Source organism: Methylobacterium sp. Leaf399, from assembly GCF_001424525.1.
Classification (GTDB): domain Bacteria; phylum Pseudomonadota; class Alphaproteobacteria; order Rhizobiales; family Beijerinckiaceae; genus Methylobacterium.
The window spans coordinates 80,387-101,239 of the sequence record NZ_LMQK01000034.1; the positions used below are offsets into that span (position 1 = coordinate 80,387).

Consider the following 20,853-nt stretch of genomic DNA (forward strand, 5'->3'; position numbering starts at 1 on the left):
ATGGCGAAAATCACCAAGGTTATGGTCGGCGAGGCTCTCGTCGGCGACGGCAACGAGGTCGCCCACATCGATCTCATCATCGGACCGCGCGGTTCGCCTGCCGAGACCGCCTTCTGCAACGGCCTCGTGAACAACAAGCACGGCTTCACCAGCCTGCTCGCGGTCATCGCGCCGAACCTGCCCTGCAAGCCCAACACCCTGATGTTCAACAAGGTCACCATCAACGACGCCCGTCAGGCCGTCCAGATGTTCGGCCCTGCTCAGCACGGCGTCGCCAAGGCCGTCCAGGACGCGGTTGCCGAAGGCACCATCCCGGCCGACGAAGCCGACGACCTGTTCATCCTGGTCGGCGTGTTCATCCACTGGGAAGCGGCCGACGACGCCAAGATCCAGAAGTACAACTACGACGCCGTCAAGCTCTCGATCGAGCGCGCCGTGAAGGGCGAGCCCACCGCGGCCGTCGTCACCGAGCAGCGCAACTCGGCCTCGCACCCCTTCGCCGCGAACGCTTAGATTGGGGGCAGTCCTGGGCAGAGCGAGCCTCCGCCCGTACCGCGGGGCCTGCTCCAGCGACTGGCTTCCATCTTCCTCGGACGATGAACTTCTTTGCGTGGGGCGGCTTCGGCCGCCCCATTCTTTTTGGCGGCCCCGTCACCCCGTGACCGCACCGCGGCCGAGGCGTCGGTCGTGGATCGCCGAGGCGACCAGGGCCCCGGCGACCCCGATCGCCGCCAGCGCCGCGAGGTCCTCCGGCCCGCGCACGCCGCCCGCCGCGTAGAAGCGCCGGCCGGGATGGGCCGCCGCGAGGCCTGCGAGCCGCGCCATGTCCGGCCCCGCCCCGGTGCCGATGCTGGCCAGGGTCATCACGATCACCTCGCCCGGCCAGGCCTGTGCATCGGCGTGGAGGCACGCCGGCCCCAGGGCCTGCCCGCCGCGGGTATCGAGGGAGAACACCGCCCGGTCGCCGAGCGCCCGTACCAGGGCCGCATCCGTCTGGCTCTCGCTGCCGATCACCGGCCGGCCGAGCTCTTCACTCAGGAATGCATCGGCGGAATCACGATCGCGAAATCCCGCATCGACCCACAGCGTCACCCCCGGGCAGGCCGCCGCGATCCGGCGCAGGCTCGCCAGATCCGGGCTTGCGCCCTCCACGATCGCATCGAGGTCGGCGACGTAGAGGGTCGCGGCACCGGTCGCCCCGATCAGCCCGCGAGCGACGTCGGCGGGGGCGGACCCCTTTGCCAAGGGCGTCACGATCGGGGCATAGGAGTCGCGCATCCCGGCCCGCGCCCGCACCACCAGCCCGTGGCGCAGGTCGATCACCGGGATCACCTCGAACGCGTCGCCCATCCGTTTCCTCCGTCGAGCCACCGCCGTGACAGATCCAGCCCTGCCCTCGACGTCGCCGGTGATCGGCTGGGATCTCGGGGGGGTCCATGTCAAGGCGGCCCTGGTGCGGGACGGCCGGGTGGTGGAGGTGGTCCAGGCGCCGTGCCGGCTGTGGGAGGGGGTCGGCGCCATCGACGACGCCCTCGGCCTGCTGCCGGAGGTCTTTCGCGGACAGGCCCGCCACGCCGTCACCATGACCGGCGAACTCACCGACTGCTTTTCGGACCGGACCGACGGCGTCGGGCAGATCGCGGAGTGGGCCGCACGGACCCTGCGCGGACCGGTGGCGATCTACGGCGGACGCGCCGGCCTCGTCGCGCCCGAAGCCGCGCGACGAGCGGCCGCCGACATCGCCTCGGCCAATTGGCACGCCACCGCGGCCCTGGCTGGGCAGGGCGTTCGCGCGGGCCTCCTCGTGGACATCGGCTCGACCACCGCCGACCTGATCCCGATCCGCGACGGGCTGCCGGCGGCCACCGGCTACAGCGACGCCGAGCGGCTGGAGACGGGCGAACTCGTCTACACCGGGGTGGTGCGCACGCCGGTGCTGGCCCTGTGCCGCCACGTTCCGTTCCGGGGCCGGCGCACGGCGCTGATGGCGGAGGTCTTCGCCACCACGGCGGACGTCTACCGGATCACCGGCGACCTCCCCGCCGGCGCCGACCAGCAGGACAGCGCCGACCTCAAGGGCAAGTCCGTCCCCGAGAGTGAGACGCGGCTCGCCCGGATGATCGGACGCGACCACGGCGAGGGCGGCACGGCGGACTGGCGCGCGCTCGCCGACCATGTGGCGGAGGCGCAGCTGCGCCTCGTCCACGACGCGGCCGCCCGGCTGCTGTCGCACCCCGACATGCCCGGCGACGCGCCCCTCGTGGTCTGCGGCGCCGGCCGCTTCCTGGCCGAGCGCCTGGCCCGGCGCCTCGGCCGCGCCGGCGTCGCCTTCACCGACCTGATCGCCCCTCGGCTTCCCAGCGGGGAGGGGGCGGAATGGGCTTCCACCTGCGGCCCGGCCGTGGCGGTGGCCCTGCTCGCCGAGGTAGCGCCGGGCCCGACCTCGCCCCCATCCGACCGGAGCCCCTCATGAGCCACGCCCAGAAACTCGCCCGCATCCTCGCCGCGCGCTCGGGCGCCGACATCGAGCTTGCCATCGCAACCCAGGGTGGCCAGACCCTCAAGCTGCTGGCGACGCCCGATCAGGTCGACCGGCTGATCGACGAATTGGAGGATATCCTCAACTCGCCGGCCGACGAGGGGACCGGCGAGCCGCCTGAGGCGGCGTGAGGCGAGGGGCTAGCGCAAGAAATCTCCGAACGCCCTCGGTCCGTCCGACATCTTGATCTCCCCGGTCACGGCGAGGGTGCCGGCATCGATCACGCTCAGCGTGTTGTCGCCCCAGTTGGCGACATAGAGCCGGCGTCCGTCCCTGGTGGCGGCGATGCCTTCGGGATGGTCTCCGACGTCGATGGTCTTGAGGGTCTTCAGGGTGGCGAGGTCGAACACCGTCACGGTGTTCCCGTACTGGTCGGTGACGAAGCCGCGCCCCCCGGCCAGAGCCACCACGTAGGGCCGCTCGCCCGTGGCGGCCCGGCCGACCTCGCGGGCGGCGGCGACGTCGATCACCGAGACGTCGTTGCCGGTGACGTTGGCGGTGTAGGCGCGCGCGCCGGTCGCATCGAGGGTGAGGCCGAAGGGGTGGTGGCCGACCTTGACGCGTGCCGTCTCGCGCCGGGTGGCGAGGGCGACGATGGAGACGGAATCGTCCTCGCGGTTGGCAACGAGCAGCGTGGCACCGTCCGGCGTCACGGCGAGGCCCGAGGGCGAGGCGCCCACCGCGATCTCGCCGTCGAGGGCGAGGGTGCCGTCCCTCGGCACCAGGACGAAGACGCGGGCGGCGTACCAATCGGCCACGTAGACCGCCCCGGAGACCGGATCGACGGCGATGCCGAGCGGCCCGCCGGGGAGGGGGACGAGGCCGACGACCTTGCGGGCGGCGAGGTCGATCACCGCCAGCCCCGGCCCATCGGGCCGGGTGACGTAGGCGGTGGCCCTGTCGGGGGACAGCGCGACCCCTGCGGGCGAGCCCGCCACCGGGATGGTGGCGACGACGGCGCCGCCGTCGAGATCGACGATCTCGACGGCATTGGCGCCCTGCACCGTCACCACGGCCTGCGCCGCCGACGCGGCCTGCGCCGCCGACGCGGCGGGAGCCGTCGCGATCAGCGCGACGAGGCAGGCCGCGACGAGGCGCGGACGGCTCACGAGCCCTTCTCGACCTTCGTCTTCAGGTTCTCGAGGCCGGCCTTGTAGAGGCCGAGGACCGCCTTCTTGGAGGCCTCGTCGTTGAGGTCGGCCGGGGGATCGTTGTTCATGTAGCCCCGGTAGAACGCCCCCTTCCAGGTGACCTTGGTCTTGGCGCCGTCGCCCTCGACCTCGATCGTGGAGGAATAGTCGTTCACCGGCAGGGTCTTCACGTCGACCTTGGTGATCCGGTAGGAGAGGCTCTTCTTGTCGGCGTCGCGCTTGTTGAGCTCCTCCTCGACGGTGGCGCCGCCCTTGAGCGTCAGCACGCGGGTGGCCTTGGCGTCGTTGCCGCCCTTGCCCTCGGTCTTCTCGACCACCGGGATCCAGCTCGCGTCCTGGAACTCGCCGACGACGGCCCAGACCTTGTCGGCGGGGGCGGCGATCTCGATCGAGTCCGAAACCTTCTGGCGGGTCGGGCCGTGGGCCTGCGCCGCGAAGGACACCGTGGCGAGCGCCGCCACGGCGGCCAGCGTCATGACTTTCATGTGTTCGTTCTCCTTGGACGAGCCGCGGTTTAGCCGGCGGCGTCGGGTTGTGCGAGGACGGGACCGTCGCGCCCGAGGGCGGCGGCGACCTTGTCCTCGATCCAGCTCCAGGCCTCGCGCTCGGCAGGCCCGGCGGTCTTGGATATCGCGATGGCATGGTAGGCCATCTCCGTCAGGATCTTCTCGGGCTCCAGCATGGTCAGGCGCGTCGAGAGGATCGCCGCCTCCAGCACCGCGCCCTGTGCCCGGTTGTAGCCGATGAACGGGGTGTGGCTCTCCCGATGGACCATGCGGCCGCGGTAACGCGGGCGGGTCTCGTCCTCCTCCACCGCCACCACCTCGAACTCGGCATGGCCGAAGCTCTCGGCCAGGCGCACGCCGGGAATGACCGCGCAGGGCAGGGTGGCCCACTCGCGCCGGCCGGTGACGGCGCCGGCGATCACCCGGATGTCGCGCGGGCTCGAGGCGGCGAACACCGGGTTGGCCTCGAGGTTGAGGATGGTGGGCGAGGGCCGGAACGGGGCGAGGATCCACTCCCCGCCGTCCTCGATCAGGCCGAACGGCACGAGATGGACGTCGCCCTCGGCCGAGCGCGTCGTCACCACGGTTTCCAGGATCAAGGGCACCGACTCAACGCTCCCCGGCCGGCACGAGCTTGCCGCAGACGATACGCCCGGCCTCGGCGGCGGGTTCCGCCGCGGAGGGAGAGCCGGTGCCCCGCGTCGGCCCGGCGGCCTTGAACGCGGTGGTGTCCTCGGCGACCGGATCGGCGGCGGCCCCCCAGCGCAGGGGCTCGTCCTGCACGTAGCGCTTGCCGAGCCGCCAGGCGGTCTCGGCCTTGGTCAGTTCGCCGCCGAGATAGAAGGCGTGGCCTCCGTCGGTGGCGACGTCGAGATGAGGGAAGAACGCCATCGCGTCGGTGCCGACCTCGTGAACGGAGCGGTTGTAGACGTGGACGCCGTCCTCGGCCACCGCGATGCGGTAGTTGGGGTCGCGCACCTCGGCCGCCTGCGCCGCGATCTCGTCCGAGGTCTGCACGAAGGGGCGCTTGTCGTGAAGTGCCAGAAGCTCCCGGCCGTAGCCCTTGGGCAGGGCCGCGTCGCCCTTGGCGGCGAACATCACCCGTCGGGCGGCGTCGTGCTCCTCCACCGTGCGCCGGGTGTGGTTGGAGACCTGGACGATGAGCACGTTGCGCACGCTCAGCTCGGAGCACATCCCCACCAGCAGCGCGGTGACGCCGAGGCTGTCGGCCTCGGTGAGCTCGGTGAGGTTGCCGGTGCCCATCATCATCTCGATGCCTGGCCAGCGCCGGCGGATCTCGTGGTAGCGGGTGATCGATTCGACGAAGCCGAAGTGGATCGGCTCCAGGATCGGGTCGGCCATGTAGGGGCGCCCGGCCTTCTCCATCCGCTCGATCGCCCGGTCGAGGGAGGGCAGGTCGTCGGGCCGCATCGGCACCAGCACCGGCACCGCGTCGGTCTCGAAGGCGAGATCGAGCGTCTCCTCGTTGAGGCTGAGGAGGAAGTCGGCCCCGGCCCTGGCGCCGCGGATCAGTTCGTCGAGGGAGAACGAATCGACGCTGACCTTGAGCCCGGCGCCCTTGAGCAGGCGCACGCTCTCCTCGAGATGGGGGAAGTCGGTGTCGGGCAGGCCGCCGAGGTCGATCACGTCGGCCCCGCGCCGGGCGAGGTCGAGGCCCTTGGCCAGGATCTGCTCGGGCGTCATCTTCGAGGAATCGACGATCTCGGAGAAGATGCGCAGGTCGTGTTTCGAGAGGTCGATGGTGCGGCCGGCGAGCCCGAGGTGGGCGGGCAGGTCCACCACCTCGTCGGGGCCGCGTTCCACCGGCAGGCCGAAATGCCGGCTCAGGGCCTCGGGGTCGGCGCGGCAGCGGCCGGGCAGGACGATGCGGGTGGCGCCCTCGGGCATCGTCACCCGGCGGCGGATGATCTCCTCGGTCATCAGCGCGGCGACCTTCACCCCGGCATCGGCGATGCTCCAGGCGAACCGGTCGGCCGGCAGGGTGGCGGCGACCTTCTCCAGCCGGGCCCGCGCCATCTTGCCGGTGATGAAGACGAGGTGTTCGGGGGCGCTCATGCTCTTGCCTGCGGCGCTCATGCGGCGGCCCGGTCCGGCGCGGCGCAGCCCGGGCCGCGGACCACGATGCGGCCGGCAAAGCGCCGGGCGAAGTCCGGGAAGGCGGCGTCGACGAGACCGGTCGCGGCGAGTTCGGCCGGACCGGCGCCGGCCGGCACGGCGACGGACTTCTCCAGGATGCAGGCCCGCGCCCCGATCTCGCCCGCCAGCCACAGGGCGAGGCTGTCGGAGGTGACGGCCCAGGATTCGGCGATGCCGGGGTGCCCGGCCCGCAGCATCACCGGGTCCCATACCGGGGTGGCGCCGGCCTCGGACAGGCTCCGGCACGCGGCGAGGGTTTTCGCGATCCTCAGCCTCGGCTCGATCCCGACGAAGCACGCCGCCATGCGTCCCATGGCGTCGAGGGCGCGGCGGTGGGCCTCGCCGTCGTCGAAGCGCGCGATGGCCTGCGCCGCGCGCACGGCATCCGCGAAGCCGCCGCCGCCGGGCACGACGACGACGGCTCCCTCGCGCCCTTCGGCGAGGTCCGACAGCAGGCGGGCGAGGCGGGCGGGATCGGCGAGCAGGCTGCCGCCGACCTTCACCACGCTCAAAGGCGTCGCCTCAGGCGGCATCGCGGCGGCCTCCGGCGCGCAGGAGCCGGGCGGCCTCGGCGATGCGAGCCGGATCGAGGTCGCCCCGGCGGTCGCCGCCCCGGCAGAGGCCGCCGCGAAAGCCGAGGTAACCGGCGCCGAGGTCCGACAGGGCCGGGATGTCGGCGAGCGCCAGGGAGCCCGCCAGCCCCGAGACCAGCCCCTCCGCTCGGCAGGCGGCGGTGAAGGCGGATAGAGCCGGCACGGCGATGCGGTCGGTGAGGCGGCGCCCGTCCTTGGTGTTCGTATCGATCATCGCGCCGACGAACCCGGCGTCGGCCAGGGTCGGCAGGACGGCGAGGTCGAGCCCGTCCTCGGCGAACAGCACGGCGATGAGGCGGCCGCGCGCCGCATCCGCCGCCTCGCGAAGGCCGTCGCGGCCGGAGCGCAGGCCGGGAGGGAGCGCGACCTTGACGTAGTCGACCCCCGTCGCGGCCATGGCGGCGACCTTGGCGACGAGGTCGCCCGCCTCCCGCGGCTCGCCGGCCACGGCGCTGGTGGTCGCGCGGTCCCCGATGCGGGCCACCATGGCACGGACCAGGGCCGGGTCAAGGGCGCCCAGCGCCCCGCGGGCGGGATCCTTGGCGTCGACGAGGTCGGCTCCCGCCGCACGGGCGACCTCCGCCTCGGCGGCGTCGCGCACGCTCACGAGGAGGCGCGGAGCCGCTCGGACGGACAGATGGGGCTCAGGCCGGGTCATGGGGCCGTGGGGTGTCATACGCGCGCCGAATGATCAATGCGGTCGGTTCGGGGCGACCGGCGACGAGCGAGCGCGGGCCGGGACGACGCCGTTCACGAGCGGTTCGGCAACGGCTCGGCCAGGAGGCGGTTCTTGACGATCCAGCGCATGGCGTGGGCCCAGGTGTCGTCGGTGTCGGCGCGGATCACCGCCTGACCGGCGCGCAGCACCTTGCCGGTGGCGGCGTCCGAGATGGCGACGTTGAGGTTGAAGATCTGGTTGGAGCCCTTGTCGACGTAGCCGGTGACGGCGAGATCGGCGCCCAGGGCCTTGGCGATCGTCGCGGCGCAGCCCTCGCACTTGAACAGTGGCGCCTGCTTCGTGATCTCGGTCGCCTGCGGCGCCACGTCCACCGGCTCCAGGGTGGCGGTGAGCGCCTTGCGCAGTTCCTCGGTGACGAGCCCGAGGCGGCGGACCTCGTCGGGCCGGGCCTTGCGGCCGCCGACCACGGCCGGATCGTTGAGCTCGATCCCGAAGATCGCCACCTTGTCGGGGGCGGCCGAGGCGACGCCCGGCAGCATCAGGCCGAGGGCGAGGGCGCCCGCGAGGGACTTGAAGACGACGGTCATGCGATCTCTAGCCTCTCATCGGTGCCGGCCGACCTCAGATAGCACCCGGCGGGCGCCGGGCAACGGCGACGGCGGCTCCTTAGCGTTTCCTTATGCATCCGGCGTTGAGCGCGAACCCGCAATGTTGTTAGCGTGCCGGCCGCATGCACGCTTCATCCCGGCCCCTCCTCGCCCTCGCCCTCGCCGCAGCCTCGGCGGGGCTCGTCCCGATGCCGGTGGCAGCTCAGGAGACGTTGGCTCAGGAGACCAAGGGACAGGGCGCCACGCCGCCCGCGGCGGCGCCCGGCGATACCCACATCGGCCTGATCTACCGGCCGCAGCCGGCCCCGTCCTCCTACGACGCCGAGGCCGTGCCCGACGACGAGGGGGTCGCCGGCGCCCGCATGGCGGTGCGCGACAACAACACCACCGGCCGCTTCACCAAGCAGACCTACGCCCTCGACGAGGTCGCCCTGACGCCCGAGCAGGGGCGGGACGCGGCCGTGGCGGCGGCCAGGGACCTGGCCTCGCGCGGCATCCGCTACCTCGTCCTCGCCCTGCCGGCGGCGGAGGTGCTGGCGGTCGCCGACGCGGTGAAGGGCGAGGGCGTCACGGTCTTCAACACCGCCGCCCCCGACGACGCCCTGCGGGGAGCCGAGTGCCGCGCCAACGTCTTCCACGTCGTCCCGAGCCGGGCGATGCAGACCGACGCCCTGGCGCAGTTCTTCACGCTGATGCGCTGGCGCAAGATGTTCCTCATCGTCGGCCCCAACGAGGCCGACGGGCTCTATGCCGACGCGTTCCGGAAATCGGCGAAAAAGTTCTCGCTCAAGATCAACGCCGAGAAACCCTGGACCTTCGGCCCCCTGGCGCGGGCGCGCGGCGACACGCCGACCCGCGCCGAGGCGATGGTGTTCACCCGCGGCCTCGACTACGACCTCGCGGTGGTCGCCGACGAGGCGAACGACTGGGGCGACTACGTCCCGTTCCGCACGGTGGACCCGCGCCCCGTGGCGGGCACGCAGGGGCTGATCGCCACCACCTGGCACCCGACGCTGGAGACCTGGGGGGCGGCCCAGGCGCAGAACCGGTTCCGGCGTCAGGCCGGCCGGCTGATGCGCCCCCTCGACTACCAGGCCTGGGCGGCGGTCCGCACGGTCGGCGAGGCGGCGACCCAGAAGAAGACCGCCGATCCGGCGGTGCTGGTGCCGTATTTCGCCGACCCCGCCTTCGGCCTGCCGGCCTACAAGGGTGTGTCGTTGAGCTACCGCCCGTGGGACCACCAGCTGCGCCAACCGATCGTGGTGGCGCAGGCTAAGGCGATGGTGACGGTGGCGCCCGAGCAGGGCTTCATCCACCAGCGCACGCCGCTGGACACGCTGGGCGTCGACCAGCCGGAGACGACCTGCAAGCTGCGCTGACGGGCGGCAGGCTCCGCCGACCGGCCCGGCTGCGGCGATGCGGATGCGGTCCGGGCCTGTCTCGGAGGCCGAACTGCCCTACAACCAGCACCGGGAACCTCAAACGACGGACGCGACACGAGCGCGCCGCGCGCAGGGACAGGGAGACACGGATGAGCCGTAAGATGGCCCGCATGGACGTGAAGGCCGGGTTCGGGCTCGCCGCCCTCGCCGGGGCGCTGCTGGGCACGGCCGCCCCGGCCGCGGCCTACACCGTCTACGTCACCAACGAGAAGGGCAACTCGGTCAGCGTCATCGACACGACGACTCTGACCGTCACCGGGACCTGGAAGACGGGTCGCCGCCCGCGCGGCGTCACCGTGAGCAAGGACGGCAAGGAATTGTTCGTCTGCGCCTCGGACGACGACCGCGTCGACGTGCTCGACACCGCCACCGGCAAGACCCTGCGCTCCTTGCGCTCGGGGCCCGACCCGGAGCAGTTCATCCTCGGTCCCGACGGCAACCCGCTCTACGTCGCCAACGAGGACGACAGCCAGGTCACGGTGATCGACATCGAGAAGAACAAGGTGCTGGCGGAGATCCCCGTCGGCGTCGAGCCGGAGGGCATGGGCCTCTCGCCGGACGGCAAGATTCTCGTGAACACCTCCGAGACCACCAACATGGCCCACTTCATCGACACCACGACGCACCAGATCGTCGACAACGTGCTGGTGGACGCCCGGCCCCGGTTCGCCGAGTTCACGTCGGACGGCAAGACGCTCTGGGTCTCGGCCGAGGTCGGCGGCACGATCAGCATCATCGACGTGGAGACGCGCAAGGTGACCCGCAAGATCACCTTCAAGATCCCCGGCGTGACGGACGAGGCGATCCAGCCGGTGGGCGTACGCATCACGAAGGACGGCACCAAGGCCTTCGTGGCGCTGGGGCCGGCCAACCGGGTGGCGGTGGTCAACGCCAAGACCTTCGAGGTCGAGAAGTACCTGCCGGTGGGCCAGCGCGTCTGGCAGCTCGCCTTCACGCCGGACCAGAAGCTCCTGTTCTCCACCAACGGCTCGTCCAACGACGTCTCGGTGATCGACGTGGAGGCCGGCAAGGTCGTGAAGAGCATCGCGGTGGGGCTGCTGCCCTGGGGCGTCGCGAGTTCTCCGAACTAGCCGAGGCGCTTCTCCTCTCCACAGGGGAGGGGAGCGGGTCGCGAAGACGATGACCGAACGCGACCGCCACAAGGCGGCGCTCAGGGAGGGACAAGACGGATGACAGCGACGTTTCGGCTCGCCGGCCTGCGGCTGGCGGCCCTTTTGGCGGCCCCCTTGGCGGCCCTCCTGGCAGCGGGCCCGGCCACCGCCCTCGACCTCACGAAGAAGCGCCAGACCCTGCCCGACCTCGTCCTCGGCAACGAGGAGGGCAACGACTTCGTCGTCGAGAACAAGGAGATCGAACTCGAATCCGGCAAGGCCTACCGGCTGCGCATCGTCGCCAAGGGCCGGCAGGAGTACAAGTTCTACGCGCCCGAGTTCTTCCGCTACATCTGGCTCAACCAGATCGTGATCCAGCACCTGGAGATCCACGGCGGCGGCCCGCCCGACCATTTCGAGTTCGACGAGCCGGGCGAGATCGCGGTCGAGTTCGTGACGATCAAGCCGGGCGAGTACCCCTGGACGATCCGCGGCCTGGAGGCCAAGGGCATGACCGGCAAGTTCATCGTCAAGTAGACCGGAGTTCCTCCATGCGTTCCCTCCGTCACGGCCTGGCCGTCCTGGCCCTCACCACCGCGCCCGCCCTCGCCGACGACAAGGCCGAGTGCTCGGAGGGCATCGCCATGATCGAGGCGGCCCTGGCCGCATCCCCCTCGGAAGCCGCGCGGCCCAAGCTGGCGACCGCCCTGCGCGTGGCCAAGCGCGAGCGCGACGAGGGCGAGTTCGACGAGTGCCTCGACGCGGTGGGCGACGCCAAGCGGGCTTTGGCGCGATGAGCGACGCTCCGGCCCTCGCGGTCGCCGGCGTCACGCATCGCTTCGGCAGCCGGGCGGCGCTCTCCGACGTCTCCCTGGAGGTCGGGCGCGGCCGGTTCGTGGCGCTGCTCGGCCCCAACGGCGCCGGCAAGACCACCCTGTTCTCGGTGATCACCCGGCTCTACACCCACCAGGACGGCCGGGTCGCGATCTTCGGGCACGGCCTCGACCGGGAGCCGTCCCGGGCGCTGGCCCGGATGGGCGTGGTGTTCCAGGCCCGGACCCTCGACACCGATCTCACCGTCGAGCAGAACCTGTTCTACCACGCCAGCCTGCACGGCATCGCCCGCCGGGTGGCCGGGGCGCGGATCGCGGTGCTGCTCGACCGGGTCGGGCTCGCCGACCGGCGGGCCGACAAGATCCGCACGCTCTCGGGCGGCCAGTCCCGCCGCATCGAGATCGCGCGGTCGCTGATCCACGAGCCGCGGCTCCTGCTCCTCGACGAGCCCACCGTCGGCCTCGACCTCGAATCGCGGGCCGACATCGTCGCGATCGTGCGCGCCCTGGTGCGGGAGGAGGGGCTGTCGGTGCTGTGGGCCACCCACATCTTCGAGGAGATCGAGGGGGACGACGACGCGGTGGTGCTGCACAAGGGCCGCATCGTGGCGCGCGGCACCGCCGGCAGCATCGCCCGTCCGGGCGAGACCCTGGAGGCGGCGTTCCGGCGCCTGGTGGCGGACCCGGCGAGGCAGGCGGCATGACGACACCACCCGGCCCCCAGGCCTCGGCCACCCCCCTCGAGAAGCCGGTCCCCCACCTCGGGCGGCTCGATGCGGTCGGCTACCTCATCTGCCTGTCCGGCATCGTGCGCCGGGAGCTGCTGCGCTTCTTCAACCAGAAGGAGCGGTTCTTCTCCGCCCTGGTGCGGCCGCTGGTGTGGCTGTTCATCTTCGCGGCGGGCTTCCGCAACACGCTCGGCGTCTCCATCGAGCCGCCCTACCAGACCTACGTGCTCTACGAGGTCTACGTGGTGCCCGGGCTCGCGGTGATGATCCAGCTCTTCAACGGCATGCAGTCGTCGCTCTCGATGGTCTACGACCGCGAGGTCGGCTCGATGAAGGTGCTGCTCACCAGCCCCTATCCGCGCTGGCTGCTGCTGCTGGCCAAGCTCGTGGCCGGCGTCACGGTGTCGGTGGTGCAGGCCTACGCCTTCCTCGCCATCGCGTATTTCTGGGAGCTCGACATCCCCGCGATCGGCTACCTCGCCGCCCTGCCCGCCTTCGTCGCCGCCGGGCTGATGCTCGGCGCCATCGGCCTGTTGCTGTCCTCGATGGTCAAGCAGCTGGAGAACTTCGCGAGCGTCATGAACTTCGTGATCTTCCCGATGTTCTTCGCCTCCTCGGCGCTCTACCCGCTCTGGCGCATCCGGGAATCCTCCGAGACCCTCTACGCCATCTGCATGGCCAACCCCTTCACCCACGCCGTCCAGCTCGTGCGGTTCGCCCTCTACGGCCAGTTCGATCCGCTGGCCTGCGCCGTGGTGGTCGGCACCACCCTCGTCGTCTTCACCCTCGCCGTCATCGCCTACGATCCCGGCCGCGGCATCATGGCCCGGCGCGGCGGTCCCGCCGGAGAAGCCCCATGATCCGTTTCGTTCCCGTTCGTTCCGCCCTGGTCCTCGCCTCCCTCGCCCTCCTGGCCGCCCCGGCCGGCGCCCAGCCCAAGAGCGATCCCGACTGGCCCTGCGTGCAGCGCAAGGTCACGACGCTCAGCCCCGGCACGGTCTGGACCGGGCCGGACATCGCCGAGGCCGGCCCGTGGGGCGACGACTTCGAGGCGGCCGCCCTCGCCCAGAAGATCGCCTCGCGCCGCACCGAGCTGTCCCAGGTCGATCCGCTCCTCGACGACTTCGCGGCCAAGGCCGGCGACGAGAAGGCCAAGCGCCTGACCCGGGTGTTCGCCGGCGTGTTCGAGGTGGTCAACGGCGAGCGCGCCCGCGTCATGGGCGGCATCACCCGCTACGCCCAGGGCCAGCGCCGCATGGCCGAGCGCATCCGCGACGAGGCCGACAAGATCAGCGCCACCAAGGACGGCCCGAGCGCCTCCGACGCCCGCGAGATCCCCAAGGAAGCCTCCGAGCTCGAGAACCAGTTCGCCTGGGACCGGCGCATCTTCACCGAGCGCAGCCAGTCGCTGGCCTACGTCTGCGAGGTGCCGACCCTGCTCGAACAGCGCCTGGGCGAAATCGCCCGCAAGATTCAGGCGCGGCTCTGAATCGCCAGACCCCGCGCCCTCTCACCGAAAGGCTCGCCGGACCCCTCCCGGCGGGCCTTTTTTCGTCGCCGCGGCGAGCTGCCGCTTGGGCCCGACCGCCGAGCCGATTCGACCGCCGCACCGCCCGTAGCGACACGGTCGGAGCCCCTGGGCCAATCCGCAACACCGGGCCAAAATCGTGTCGCCGCGCATTGCCGAATCCTCCCGGATTTGATGCCGAATTGGCATGAACCCGTTGTGGTCATTGAGATTTCTGTTGCCGTTTGGACACCCTCGATCGCGATCCGGACCGAACCTCCGGTGAGATGGGGAAATTCGCGGCTCACCCGATTGTGTTGAAGCGCACTCCTCTCGAAACATACCCGAACACGCCGGGGAACAACCGGCGGACCAAACCGGGGACAGGGGTCGAGAGAATGAACAAGCGGACGCTGCGCAGCAGCCTCCTCGTATCGGCGGCGATGCTGCCGAGCGTGGTCTACGCTCAGGGCGCCCAGCAGGCGGTCACACTGGGCGAGCTCGACGTCGTCGCCTCGGCCCCCTCGGCGAGCGTGCGCAGCGCCAGCGGCGCGCTCCTCGGCATCGACCGCGACAAGCTGCCCCAGAATTCCAGCGTGCTGACCTCGGCCGACGTGAACCGCGTCGGCGCACCGAGCGTGCTGCGGGCACTGGACGAGCGCGTCGGCTCGATCAGCATCAACAACGCCCAGGGCAACCCCTTCCAGCCGACGATCACCTATCGCGGCTTCGAGGCCTCGCCGCTGGGCGGCAGCCCGCAGGGGGTCGCCGTCTACGTCAACGGCCAGCGCTTCAACACCTCGTTCGGCGACACGGTGCAGTGGGACCTGATCCCCGACATCGCGGTGGACCGCATCGAGCTCGAGGGCTCGAACCCGGCCTTCGGCCTCAACGCGCTCGGCGGCTCGCTGCAGGTGCTGCTCAAGAACGGCTTCACCTACCAGGGCACCGAGCTCAACGTGCTCGGCGGCTCGTTCGGCCGCGGCTCGGTCTCGTTCCAGCACGGCCAGCGCTCGGACAACGTCGGCCTCTACATCGCCGGCACCTCGCTGTCCGAGAACGGCTGGCGCAAGCGCTCGCCCTCGCGGCTGCGCCAGTTCTACGCCGACCTCGGCGTGCAGGCGGAGAAGGGCGAGTTCCACCTCAACTTCTCGGGCGCCATCAACAGCCTGACCGGCAACGGCACCCTGCCGGTGGACCTGCTCGCCTTCCAGCGCAACGAGGTCTTCACCTACCCCGACAAGACCCTCAACGAGTACGGCCGCATCGGCATCTCGGGCATCTACGACATCGCGCCCACCGTCACCCTGCAGGGCAACGCCTACATCGGCCGGTTCTCGCAGCAGACCGCCAACGGCGACGCCGCCGAGCTCGAGAACTGCGAAGCCAACCCGGACTTCATCTGTTCGGAAGGCGCCAACGAGCAGCAGTTCTTCCTGCGCGACCGCATGAACGCCCCGGTGCGGGCCAGCAGCGTGCGCACGGCCGACTTCGCCTCGCTGCCGCTCTTCGCCGACCGCTTCGACGAGGGCGGGCCCTACGCCTTCCTCAACCAGACCCGCACCCAGACCGACAACTTCGGCGCCACCATCCAGACCACGGTGCGCGAGCGGCTGTTCGACATGCCCAACCGCTTCGTGCTCGGCGGCTCCTACGACGGCGGTCGCACCCGCTTTTCCGCCGACAACTCGGTGGGCGGCCTGACCTTCGACCGCGGTTTCGCCGGCCCCGGCATCGTGGTGCGCTCCGACGACAACGCCATCACCCCGGTGAGCGTGCACTCCAGCAACGACTACGGCGGCATCTACATCCAGAACAACACCGACATCACCGACCGGCTGACCCTGACCCTGCAGGGCCGCTACAACATGGCCAAGATCGTCCTGCGCGACCAGATCGGCACGGCGCTCAACGGCGACCATTACTTCGAGCGTTTCAACCCCGGCATCGGCGCCACCTACAAGATCATCCCCGACCTGCTCACCGCCTACGGCGGCTACGTCGAGGCCAACCGCGCGCCGACCCCGGCCGAGCTCTCCTGCGCCGACCCGCTGGCGCCGTGCTCGCTCACCAACTTCTTCGTCGGCGACCCGCCGCTCAAGCAGGTGGTGTCGCGCACCGTGGAAGCCGGCTTTCGCGGCCGCATCCCGGTGTCGGCGGAATTCGGCGGCATCGTGAGCTGGAAGGCCGGCGTGTTCCGGGCCCGCAACGAGGACGACATCACCTTCGTCCCCTCCGACATCACCATCGGCCGGGCCTTCTTCCAGAACGTCGGCTCGACCCGCCGCCAGGGCGTCGAGGCGGGCATCGCCTACACCACCCCGGTCTGGAACGCCTTCCTCGACTACGCCTTCGTCGACGCCACCTTCCAGACGCCCCTGACCCTGAACTCCGGCGGCAACCCCTTCGCCACCCCCAACCCGGCCCAGCCGGACAACGACGAGGCCCGCCAGGTGTTCGTGCGGCCCGGCGACAGGCTGCCCGGCGTCGCCCCCCACCAGATCAAGGTCGGCGTGCAGTACCTCGTCACGCCCGAGTGGAAGGTCGGCATGCTCGCCCGCTACGCCACCGGCAAGTTCCTGGTGGGCGACGATTCGAACCTCAACAAGACCACCGGCGACTACGCGGTGATCGGCTTCAACACCAGCTACCGGATCGCCCAGAACATCGAGGTCTACGGCTACGTCGAGAACGCCCTCAACGCGAAATACGCCACCTTCGGCACCTTCTCGCCGGTGGGCGAGGTGCCGATCCTGGCCCTGCCCAACGCCAGCTCCAACCGCAGCCTCGCGCCCGGAGCGCCCATCGCCGCCTACGGTGGCCTGCGCATCTTCTGGTAGCACCGCCCGATGCGATCGCGGGGCCGCGCCGAGCGGCCCCGCATCATCCCGATACAAGCCCCCGCGGGTCGCCCCCGCGGGGGCTTTGTCATGAGGGCACGCCGAAAACGACGGCGGACAGGACTCGCAGGCGTGGGACACCGCCTCGGGGACCGGGAAAAACACGCACATCGGCGGGTATTGTCACCCGGATGGGTTGCGCATCGTTCCCTTGGCCGCCGACTTGCACTATGTCGCCTCAGCCGTCCCGAAAACCGTCGCCACGGGATGCGCCGCGGTCCCGGCGGGCGAAGCACCCGCCGACCGGCCCTTGCGACGGACGAGAACCGGGGACCGACCGTTCCCTGGTCCATGACCTTGGAGACCCGATCGATGTCCTCCCACCTTCGTCACGCCCTGCTGTTCTCCGCGATCCTCGTCGCCCTGCCGATGGGGCAGGCCCTCGCCGCCCCCGCCGGCAAGATGGCCGTCGAGATGTTCGATCCCGACAAGGACGGCACGGTCGATCTCAAGGAGGCGCAGGCCGCCGCCGCCGCCCTGTTCGATTCCCTCGACCCCGACAAGGACGGCACCCTCGACAAGAAGGAGCTGAAGGGCCGCCTGACGGCCAAGGAGCTCAAGGCCGCCGATCCGGACATGGACGGCACCCTCGACAAGAACGAGTACCTGGCCATCGTCGCCAAGCGCTTCTCGAAGGCCGATCCGGACGGCGACGGCACCCTCGATGCCAAGGAATTCGGCAAGCCGGCCGGCAAGGCCGTCCTCAAGCTGATGAAGTAACCGCCGCCCCCCAGGGCCCGATCTGTCGCAGCAACGCCGGAGTCGCCTCCGGCGTTGTCTGTTTTTCAACGATCGGGAATGTGTTCATGCGGTTCACCCTTGGCCTCGCGGCCGGTCTTCTCGCCCTGTCCGGTACGGCGCCGGCCTTCGCCTCGTCCTGCACCGACCAGATCGCGACCATCGAGAAGCGTCTCGACAGCGCCGGGGCGGCCACCGTCACCGGCACGGTCCCGCCCGGGGGGCCGACCCCGCCGGCATCCGGCAAGGCGCTGGACGCTCCCCCGGCCGGCAAGCCGACCGATCCGGCGGCCCGCCCCACCGCCTCGGGTGTCGAGGCGGCGCGCGACCTCATCCGGCAGGCCAAGGCCCAGGACAAGGCCGGCGACGTCAAGGGCTGCGAGGCGACCATGACCCAGGCCAAGGAGAAGGCCGGCGCCCTGCCGTAGCGTACGCCGCCCAGGACCTCAGTAGGCGTTGCGTGTCGTGAACAGCGAGATCGGCGTCTCGAGCATGATCCGGATGTCGAACAGGACCGACCAGTTCTCGATGTAGTACAGGTCGTGCTCGACCCGGCGCTGGATCTTGTCGTCGGTGTCGGTCTCGCCGCGCCAGCCCTTGACCTGGGCCCAGCCGGTGATGCCCGGCTTGACCTTGTGGCGGGCGAAGTAGCCGTCCACCACCTGGTCGTAGAGGGTGTTGGCGGTCCGCGCGTTGATCGCGTGCGGGCGCGGGCCGACGAGGGAGAGCTCGCCCTTGAGTACGTTGAAGAGCTGGGGCAGCTCGTCGAGGGACGTGCGGCGGATGAAGCGCCCGACGGGCGTGACGCGCGGGTCGCCGCGCGTCACCTGCTTGGCGGCGGCGTAGTCGCACTGGTCGACGTACATCGAGCGGAACTTCAGGACCTCGATGATCTCGTTGTTGAAGCCGTGCCGCTTCTGCCGGAACAGGATCGGGCCGGGCGAGGTGAAGCGCACCGCCAGGGCGACGCCGATCATCACGGGAGCGAGGGCGACGAGCATCGCCACGCCCACGACCCGGTCGAAGATGCCCTTCACCACGATGTCCCAATCGGCGATCGGCTTGTCGAACACGTCGAGGACGGCGACGTCGCCGAGGTAGGAATAGGCGCGCGGGCGCAGCTTCAGCCGCGTCGCCTGGGCCGAGAGCCGGATGTCGATGGGCAGGACCCACAACTTGGTCAGCATCTGCATCAGCCGCTCCTCGGCGGCGATGGGCAGGGTGAAGACCACGAGGTCGAGGCGGGTGGAGCGGGCATAGGCGACGAGATCGCTGACCGTGCCGAGCTTCGGATAGCCGGCGATCACCGTGGCGGCGCGGTCGTCGGCGCGATCGTCGAAGAACCCGACGACGCGGATGCCGGCATCGGCCTGCGCCTCGAGGGCGCGGATCAGGTTCTCGGCCAGCGGCCCGCCGCCGACGATGGCGGTGCGGCGGTCGAAGCGCCCCTGGCGCATCTGCGTGGCGACGATGCGCGCCAGCACCATGCGGCCGGCCATCACGCCAACGAGGCCGGCCCCGTAGAAGGTGGCGAGCCAGATCCGCGAGTACTGGTCGGCGATCTTGGCGAAGACCAGGGCCGCGGCGACCACGAGAAACGCGAGCGACCAGGCCGCGAACAGCCGTGGAGCGGCCTTGAGGACGCTGCGGAAGGCCGCGATGCGATAGCCGCCGCTCACCTGGATCAGCGCCACGGCCAGGACCGCGCTGCCGAGGATGGCAGCGAGGTAGCGCAGGCCCAGCGGCCCGATCCGGTCGGGCTGCACGAGGTGGACGGCCACCCCGAGGCCGACGATCGCCGCGAATTCGAGAACGCGGACCGTCCCCGTCAGGACGACGGGGGAGAGCGGCGCGGCGGGCATCGGCCGCGTGGTCTCGGCCGGTGGCGCGGCGGCGGGGACGTCGAACCCGGCGACCCGGGCTCCGGGCGCGCCGGCCACCTTGAGGAGGTCGCGGACGTCGAAGGCACTCATCGGATGGCCACCTTGCACATCGGACCGGGGAGGGGGAGCCGGGCGTCGACCGCCCCCGTTCGCGGGTCGGGACCCGTCGTCCGGTCCGGATCGCGCGTCGGTCGAGCGTAGCGGGCCGACCTCACGGAAGGCTTAACGGTGCCGCCCCCGACCCGAGCGAGTCGTCGGCGAAGATCGCCGCCGCGCGGGCCGGGTCGCCCCTGGCCGCCACGGCGGCGGCGTAGCCGGCGAGCACGCCCGCTCCCATCCGCCGCATCGAGAACCGGGCCTCCACCGATGTCGCCAGCCGGCCGACCCGCTCGGCGAGGGCCTCGGGGGCCTCGTCGAGGACACGGGCGAGGGCCGCGGCGAGGGCCTTGGCGTCGCGGGGCGGCACCAGGTCCCGGGCCGCGGCGCCGAAGATCTCGGGAATGCCGCCGACATCGGTGGCGACCAGGGGTTGGCGCGCGGCCGCCGCCTCCAGCACCACGTAGGGCAGGGATTCCGCGAACGAGGGCACCACCATCACCCGGCCCCGGGCCAGGGCGTCCCGGATCGGCTGGGGCGGCTCGTAGACCACGGCGTCGGCGAGGCCCAGCCGCGCCACGGCCGCGGCGATCGCATCGGCGTCGGGGCCCGATCCGACCATGAGCAGGCGCACCGGGCGCCCCGCCGCGCGCAAGGCCGCCAGGGCGTCGATGAGGACCGGGATGCCCTTGGCCTCGCGCAACTCGCCGACATAGACGAGGTCGAACGGGTCGTGCGCCCTCGCGATGGGGGCGAATTCTGCGGCGTCGATGCCGTTGTAGACGATCCGGGCGCGGCGGGTCTCGCTCACGTAGGCCCGGTGCCGGCCGGCGACGAAGGCGCTCTCGAACAGGAACACGTCGGTACGCCCCGCGAGGGCACGCTCGACGCCCATGTAGAGGCGGTGGAGGCGGCTGCCCGGACGGTAGTTGTAGCTGCCGCCGTGGGGCGTGTAGGCGCGGATGGCGCCCCGCACGACGGCGAGCCGGGCATAGGCGCCGCCCTTGGCGCCGTGCCCGTGCAACACGCCCACCCCGAGGGCGGCGGCATGGCGCGACAGCCGCCACAGGGCCGCGAGGTCGGCGGCGTGCGGATTGCGGCTCATCGGGATGCGCACGACGCCGAGGCGGAGGACCGGGCGCAGGTCGGCCAGCGCGCGTTCGGCCCGGTCGCCGCCGGTTCCGGAATCGCAGACGATCCCGACGTCGTGCCCGGCCGCGGCCTGGAGACGGACGAGGTCGGAGACGTGGCGGAACAGGCCGCCGACGGGGGCACGGAACACATGCAGGATGCGCCGGCGCGGCTCCTGGCCGGCGGGCGACGCGGACGGGGTGTCGAGGGACGGGACGGCCACGGGCAGGCTCCTGCGCGCCGAACCGTG

23 protein-coding genes are annotated in these 20,853 nt (G+C 71.3%); 13 read left to right on the forward strand and 10 right to left on the reverse strand.

Translation table 11 applies throughout. The annotated features are described in order from the left end of the window. Entirely contained in the window at positions 1–513 is a 513-nt protein-coding gene (gene fae / locus ASG40_RS18845; RefSeq protein WP_055889218.1) for a formaldehyde-activating enzyme, read from the forward strand. Between the two features lie 138 nt (positions 514–651). Here the strand turns inward: fae and ASG40_RS18850 are convergent, their stop codons facing one another. Continuing rightward, positions 652–1,350 carry a HisA/HisF-related TIM barrel protein gene (locus ASG40_RS18850; RefSeq protein ID WP_055889222.1) on the reverse strand — a complete coding sequence of 233 codons (699 nt, stop codon included), beginning with the start codon at positions 1,348–1,350 and terminating at the stop codon, positions 652–654. A gap of 25 nt (positions 1,351–1,375) precedes the next feature. Here ASG40_RS18850 and ASG40_RS18855 point away from each other — a divergent pair, with 25 nt between their 5' ends. Together ASG40_RS18855 and ASG40_RS18860 are read left to right on the forward strand one after the other, a co-directional pair. Then, a complete protein-coding gene (locus ASG40_RS18855) occupies positions 1,376–2,473 on the forward strand; it encodes a hydantoinase/oxoprolinase family protein (protein ID WP_200944283.1) in 1,098 nt (365 codons plus the stop codon). Next, on the forward strand, positions 2,470–2,670 hold the full coding sequence (locus ASG40_RS18860; protein ID WP_055889225.1) for a hypothetical protein: 201 nt from the start codon (positions 2,470–2,472) through the stop codon (positions 2,668–2,670). Before ASG40_RS18855 ends, ASG40_RS18860 begins: the two co-directional genes overlap by 4 nt. A gap of 9 nt (positions 2,671–2,679) precedes the next feature. Here ASG40_RS18860 and ASG40_RS18865 read toward each other — a convergent pair whose 3' ends face one another. The 7 genes from ASG40_RS18865 to ASG40_RS18895 form a co-directional block, all read right to left on the reverse strand. Beyond that, positions 2,680–3,648: a YncE family protein gene (locus tag ASG40_RS18865; protein WP_082524153.1), complete on the reverse strand. Its 969-nt coding sequence runs from the start codon at positions 3,646–3,648 to the stop codon at positions 2,680–2,682. Then, complete coding sequence (locus tag ASG40_RS18870) at positions 3,645–4,175, reverse strand: SRPBCC family protein (RefSeq protein WP_055889228.1); 531 nt, start codon at positions 4,173–4,175, stop codon at positions 3,645–3,647. Before ASG40_RS18870 ends, ASG40_RS18865 begins: the two co-directional genes overlap by 4 nt. Positions 4,176–4,204: 29 nt before the next feature. Beyond that, on the reverse strand, positions 4,205–4,801 hold the full coding sequence (locus tag ASG40_RS18875; RefSeq protein ID WP_055889231.1) for a DUF447 domain-containing protein: 597 nt from the start codon (positions 4,799–4,801) through the stop codon (positions 4,205–4,207). A 4-nt stretch (positions 4,802–4,805) separates the two neighbouring features. After that, complete coding sequence (locus ASG40_RS18880; RefSeq protein ID WP_055889467.1) at positions 4,806–6,272, reverse strand: DUF6513 domain-containing protein; 1,467 nt, start codon at positions 6,270–6,272, stop codon at positions 4,806–4,808. A 17-nt stretch (positions 6,273–6,289) separates the two neighbouring features. Beyond that, on the reverse strand, positions 6,290–6,886 hold the full coding sequence (locus ASG40_RS18885) for an amino acid kinase family protein (protein ID WP_055889235.1): 597 nt from the start codon (positions 6,884–6,886) through the stop codon (positions 6,290–6,292). Beyond that, the gene (locus tag ASG40_RS18890; protein ID WP_055889239.1) at positions 6,876–7,604 is read right to left on the reverse strand and encodes a (5-formylfuran-3-yl)methyl phosphate synthase; all 729 of its coding nucleotides are present in this window, start codon (positions 7,602–7,604) and stop codon (positions 6,876–6,878) included. The genes ASG40_RS18885 and ASG40_RS18890 overlap by 11 nt, the downstream gene beginning before the upstream one ends. Before the next feature lie 92 nt (positions 7,605–7,696). Beyond that, entirely contained in the window at positions 7,697–8,212 is a 516-nt protein-coding gene (locus tag ASG40_RS18895; protein WP_055889242.1) for a DUF3280 domain-containing protein, read from the reverse strand. Between the two features lie 143 nt (positions 8,213–8,355). Between ASG40_RS18895 and ASG40_RS18900 the strand changes: the two genes are divergently transcribed. From ASG40_RS18900 to ASG40_RS18945, 10 genes are all read left to right on the forward strand, one after another. Next, entirely contained in the window at positions 8,356–9,612 is a 1,257-nt protein-coding gene (locus ASG40_RS18900; RefSeq protein ID WP_055889246.1) for an ABC transporter substrate-binding protein, read from the forward strand. A gap of 152 nt (positions 9,613–9,764) precedes the next feature. Then, complete coding sequence (locus tag ASG40_RS18905) at positions 9,765–10,766, forward strand: YVTN family beta-propeller repeat protein (protein WP_244480659.1); 1,002 nt, start codon at positions 9,765–9,767, stop codon at positions 10,764–10,766. Between the two features lie 99 nt (positions 10,767–10,865). Next, a complete protein-coding gene (locus ASG40_RS18910) occupies positions 10,866–11,324 on the forward strand; it encodes a hypothetical protein (RefSeq protein WP_055889251.1) in 459 nt (152 codons plus the stop codon). A gap of 14 nt (positions 11,325–11,338) precedes the next feature. After that, positions 11,339–11,584, forward strand: a complete 246-nt coding sequence (locus ASG40_RS18915; protein WP_055889255.1) for a hypothetical protein — start codon at positions 11,339–11,341, stop codon at positions 11,582–11,584. Further along, positions 11,581–12,324: an ABC transporter ATP-binding protein gene (locus ASG40_RS18920; protein WP_055889258.1), complete on the forward strand. Its 744-nt coding sequence runs from the start codon at positions 11,581–11,583 to the stop codon at positions 12,322–12,324. The genes ASG40_RS18915 and ASG40_RS18920 overlap by 4 nt, the downstream gene beginning before the upstream one ends. Next, on the forward strand, positions 12,321–13,208 hold the full coding sequence (locus ASG40_RS18925; protein ID WP_055889261.1) for an ABC transporter permease: 888 nt from the start codon (positions 12,321–12,323) through the stop codon (positions 13,206–13,208). The genes ASG40_RS18920 and ASG40_RS18925 overlap by 4 nt, the downstream gene beginning before the upstream one ends. Further along, positions 13,205–13,837, forward strand: a complete 633-nt coding sequence (locus ASG40_RS18930; RefSeq protein WP_055889263.1) for a hypothetical protein — start codon at positions 13,205–13,207, stop codon at positions 13,835–13,837. The genes ASG40_RS18925 and ASG40_RS18930 overlap by 4 nt, the downstream gene beginning before the upstream one ends. 416 nt (positions 13,838–14,253) lie before the next feature. Further along, on the forward strand, positions 14,254–16,695 hold the full coding sequence (locus tag ASG40_RS18935) for a TonB-dependent receptor (protein ID WP_055889265.1): 2,442 nt from the start codon (positions 14,254–14,256) through the stop codon (positions 16,693–16,695). A 372-nt stretch (positions 16,696–17,067) separates the two neighbouring features. After that, a complete protein-coding gene (locus ASG40_RS18940; protein ID WP_055889478.1) occupies positions 17,068–17,475 on the forward strand; it encodes an EF-hand domain-containing protein in 408 nt (135 codons plus the stop codon). A gap of 86 nt (positions 17,476–17,561) precedes the next feature. Next, complete coding sequence (locus ASG40_RS18945) at positions 17,562–17,921, forward strand: hypothetical protein (RefSeq protein ID WP_055889484.1); 360 nt, start codon at positions 17,562–17,564, stop codon at positions 17,919–17,921. Positions 17,922–17,939: 18 nt separating this feature from the next. Here ASG40_RS18945 and ASG40_RS18950 read toward each other — a convergent pair whose 3' ends face one another. Both ASG40_RS18950 and ASG40_RS18955 read right to left on the reverse strand, forming a co-directional pair. Continuing rightward, positions 17,940–19,466: an undecaprenyl-phosphate glucose phosphotransferase gene (locus ASG40_RS18950; protein WP_055889267.1), complete on the reverse strand. Its 1,527-nt coding sequence runs from the start codon at positions 19,464–19,466 to the stop codon at positions 17,940–17,942. 121 nt (positions 19,467–19,587) lie between these two features. Then, positions 19,588–20,826, reverse strand: a complete 1,239-nt coding sequence (locus ASG40_RS18955; protein ID WP_200944284.1) for a glycosyltransferase — start codon at positions 20,824–20,826, stop codon at positions 19,588–19,590. Positions 20,827–20,853: the final 27 nt, after the last annotated feature.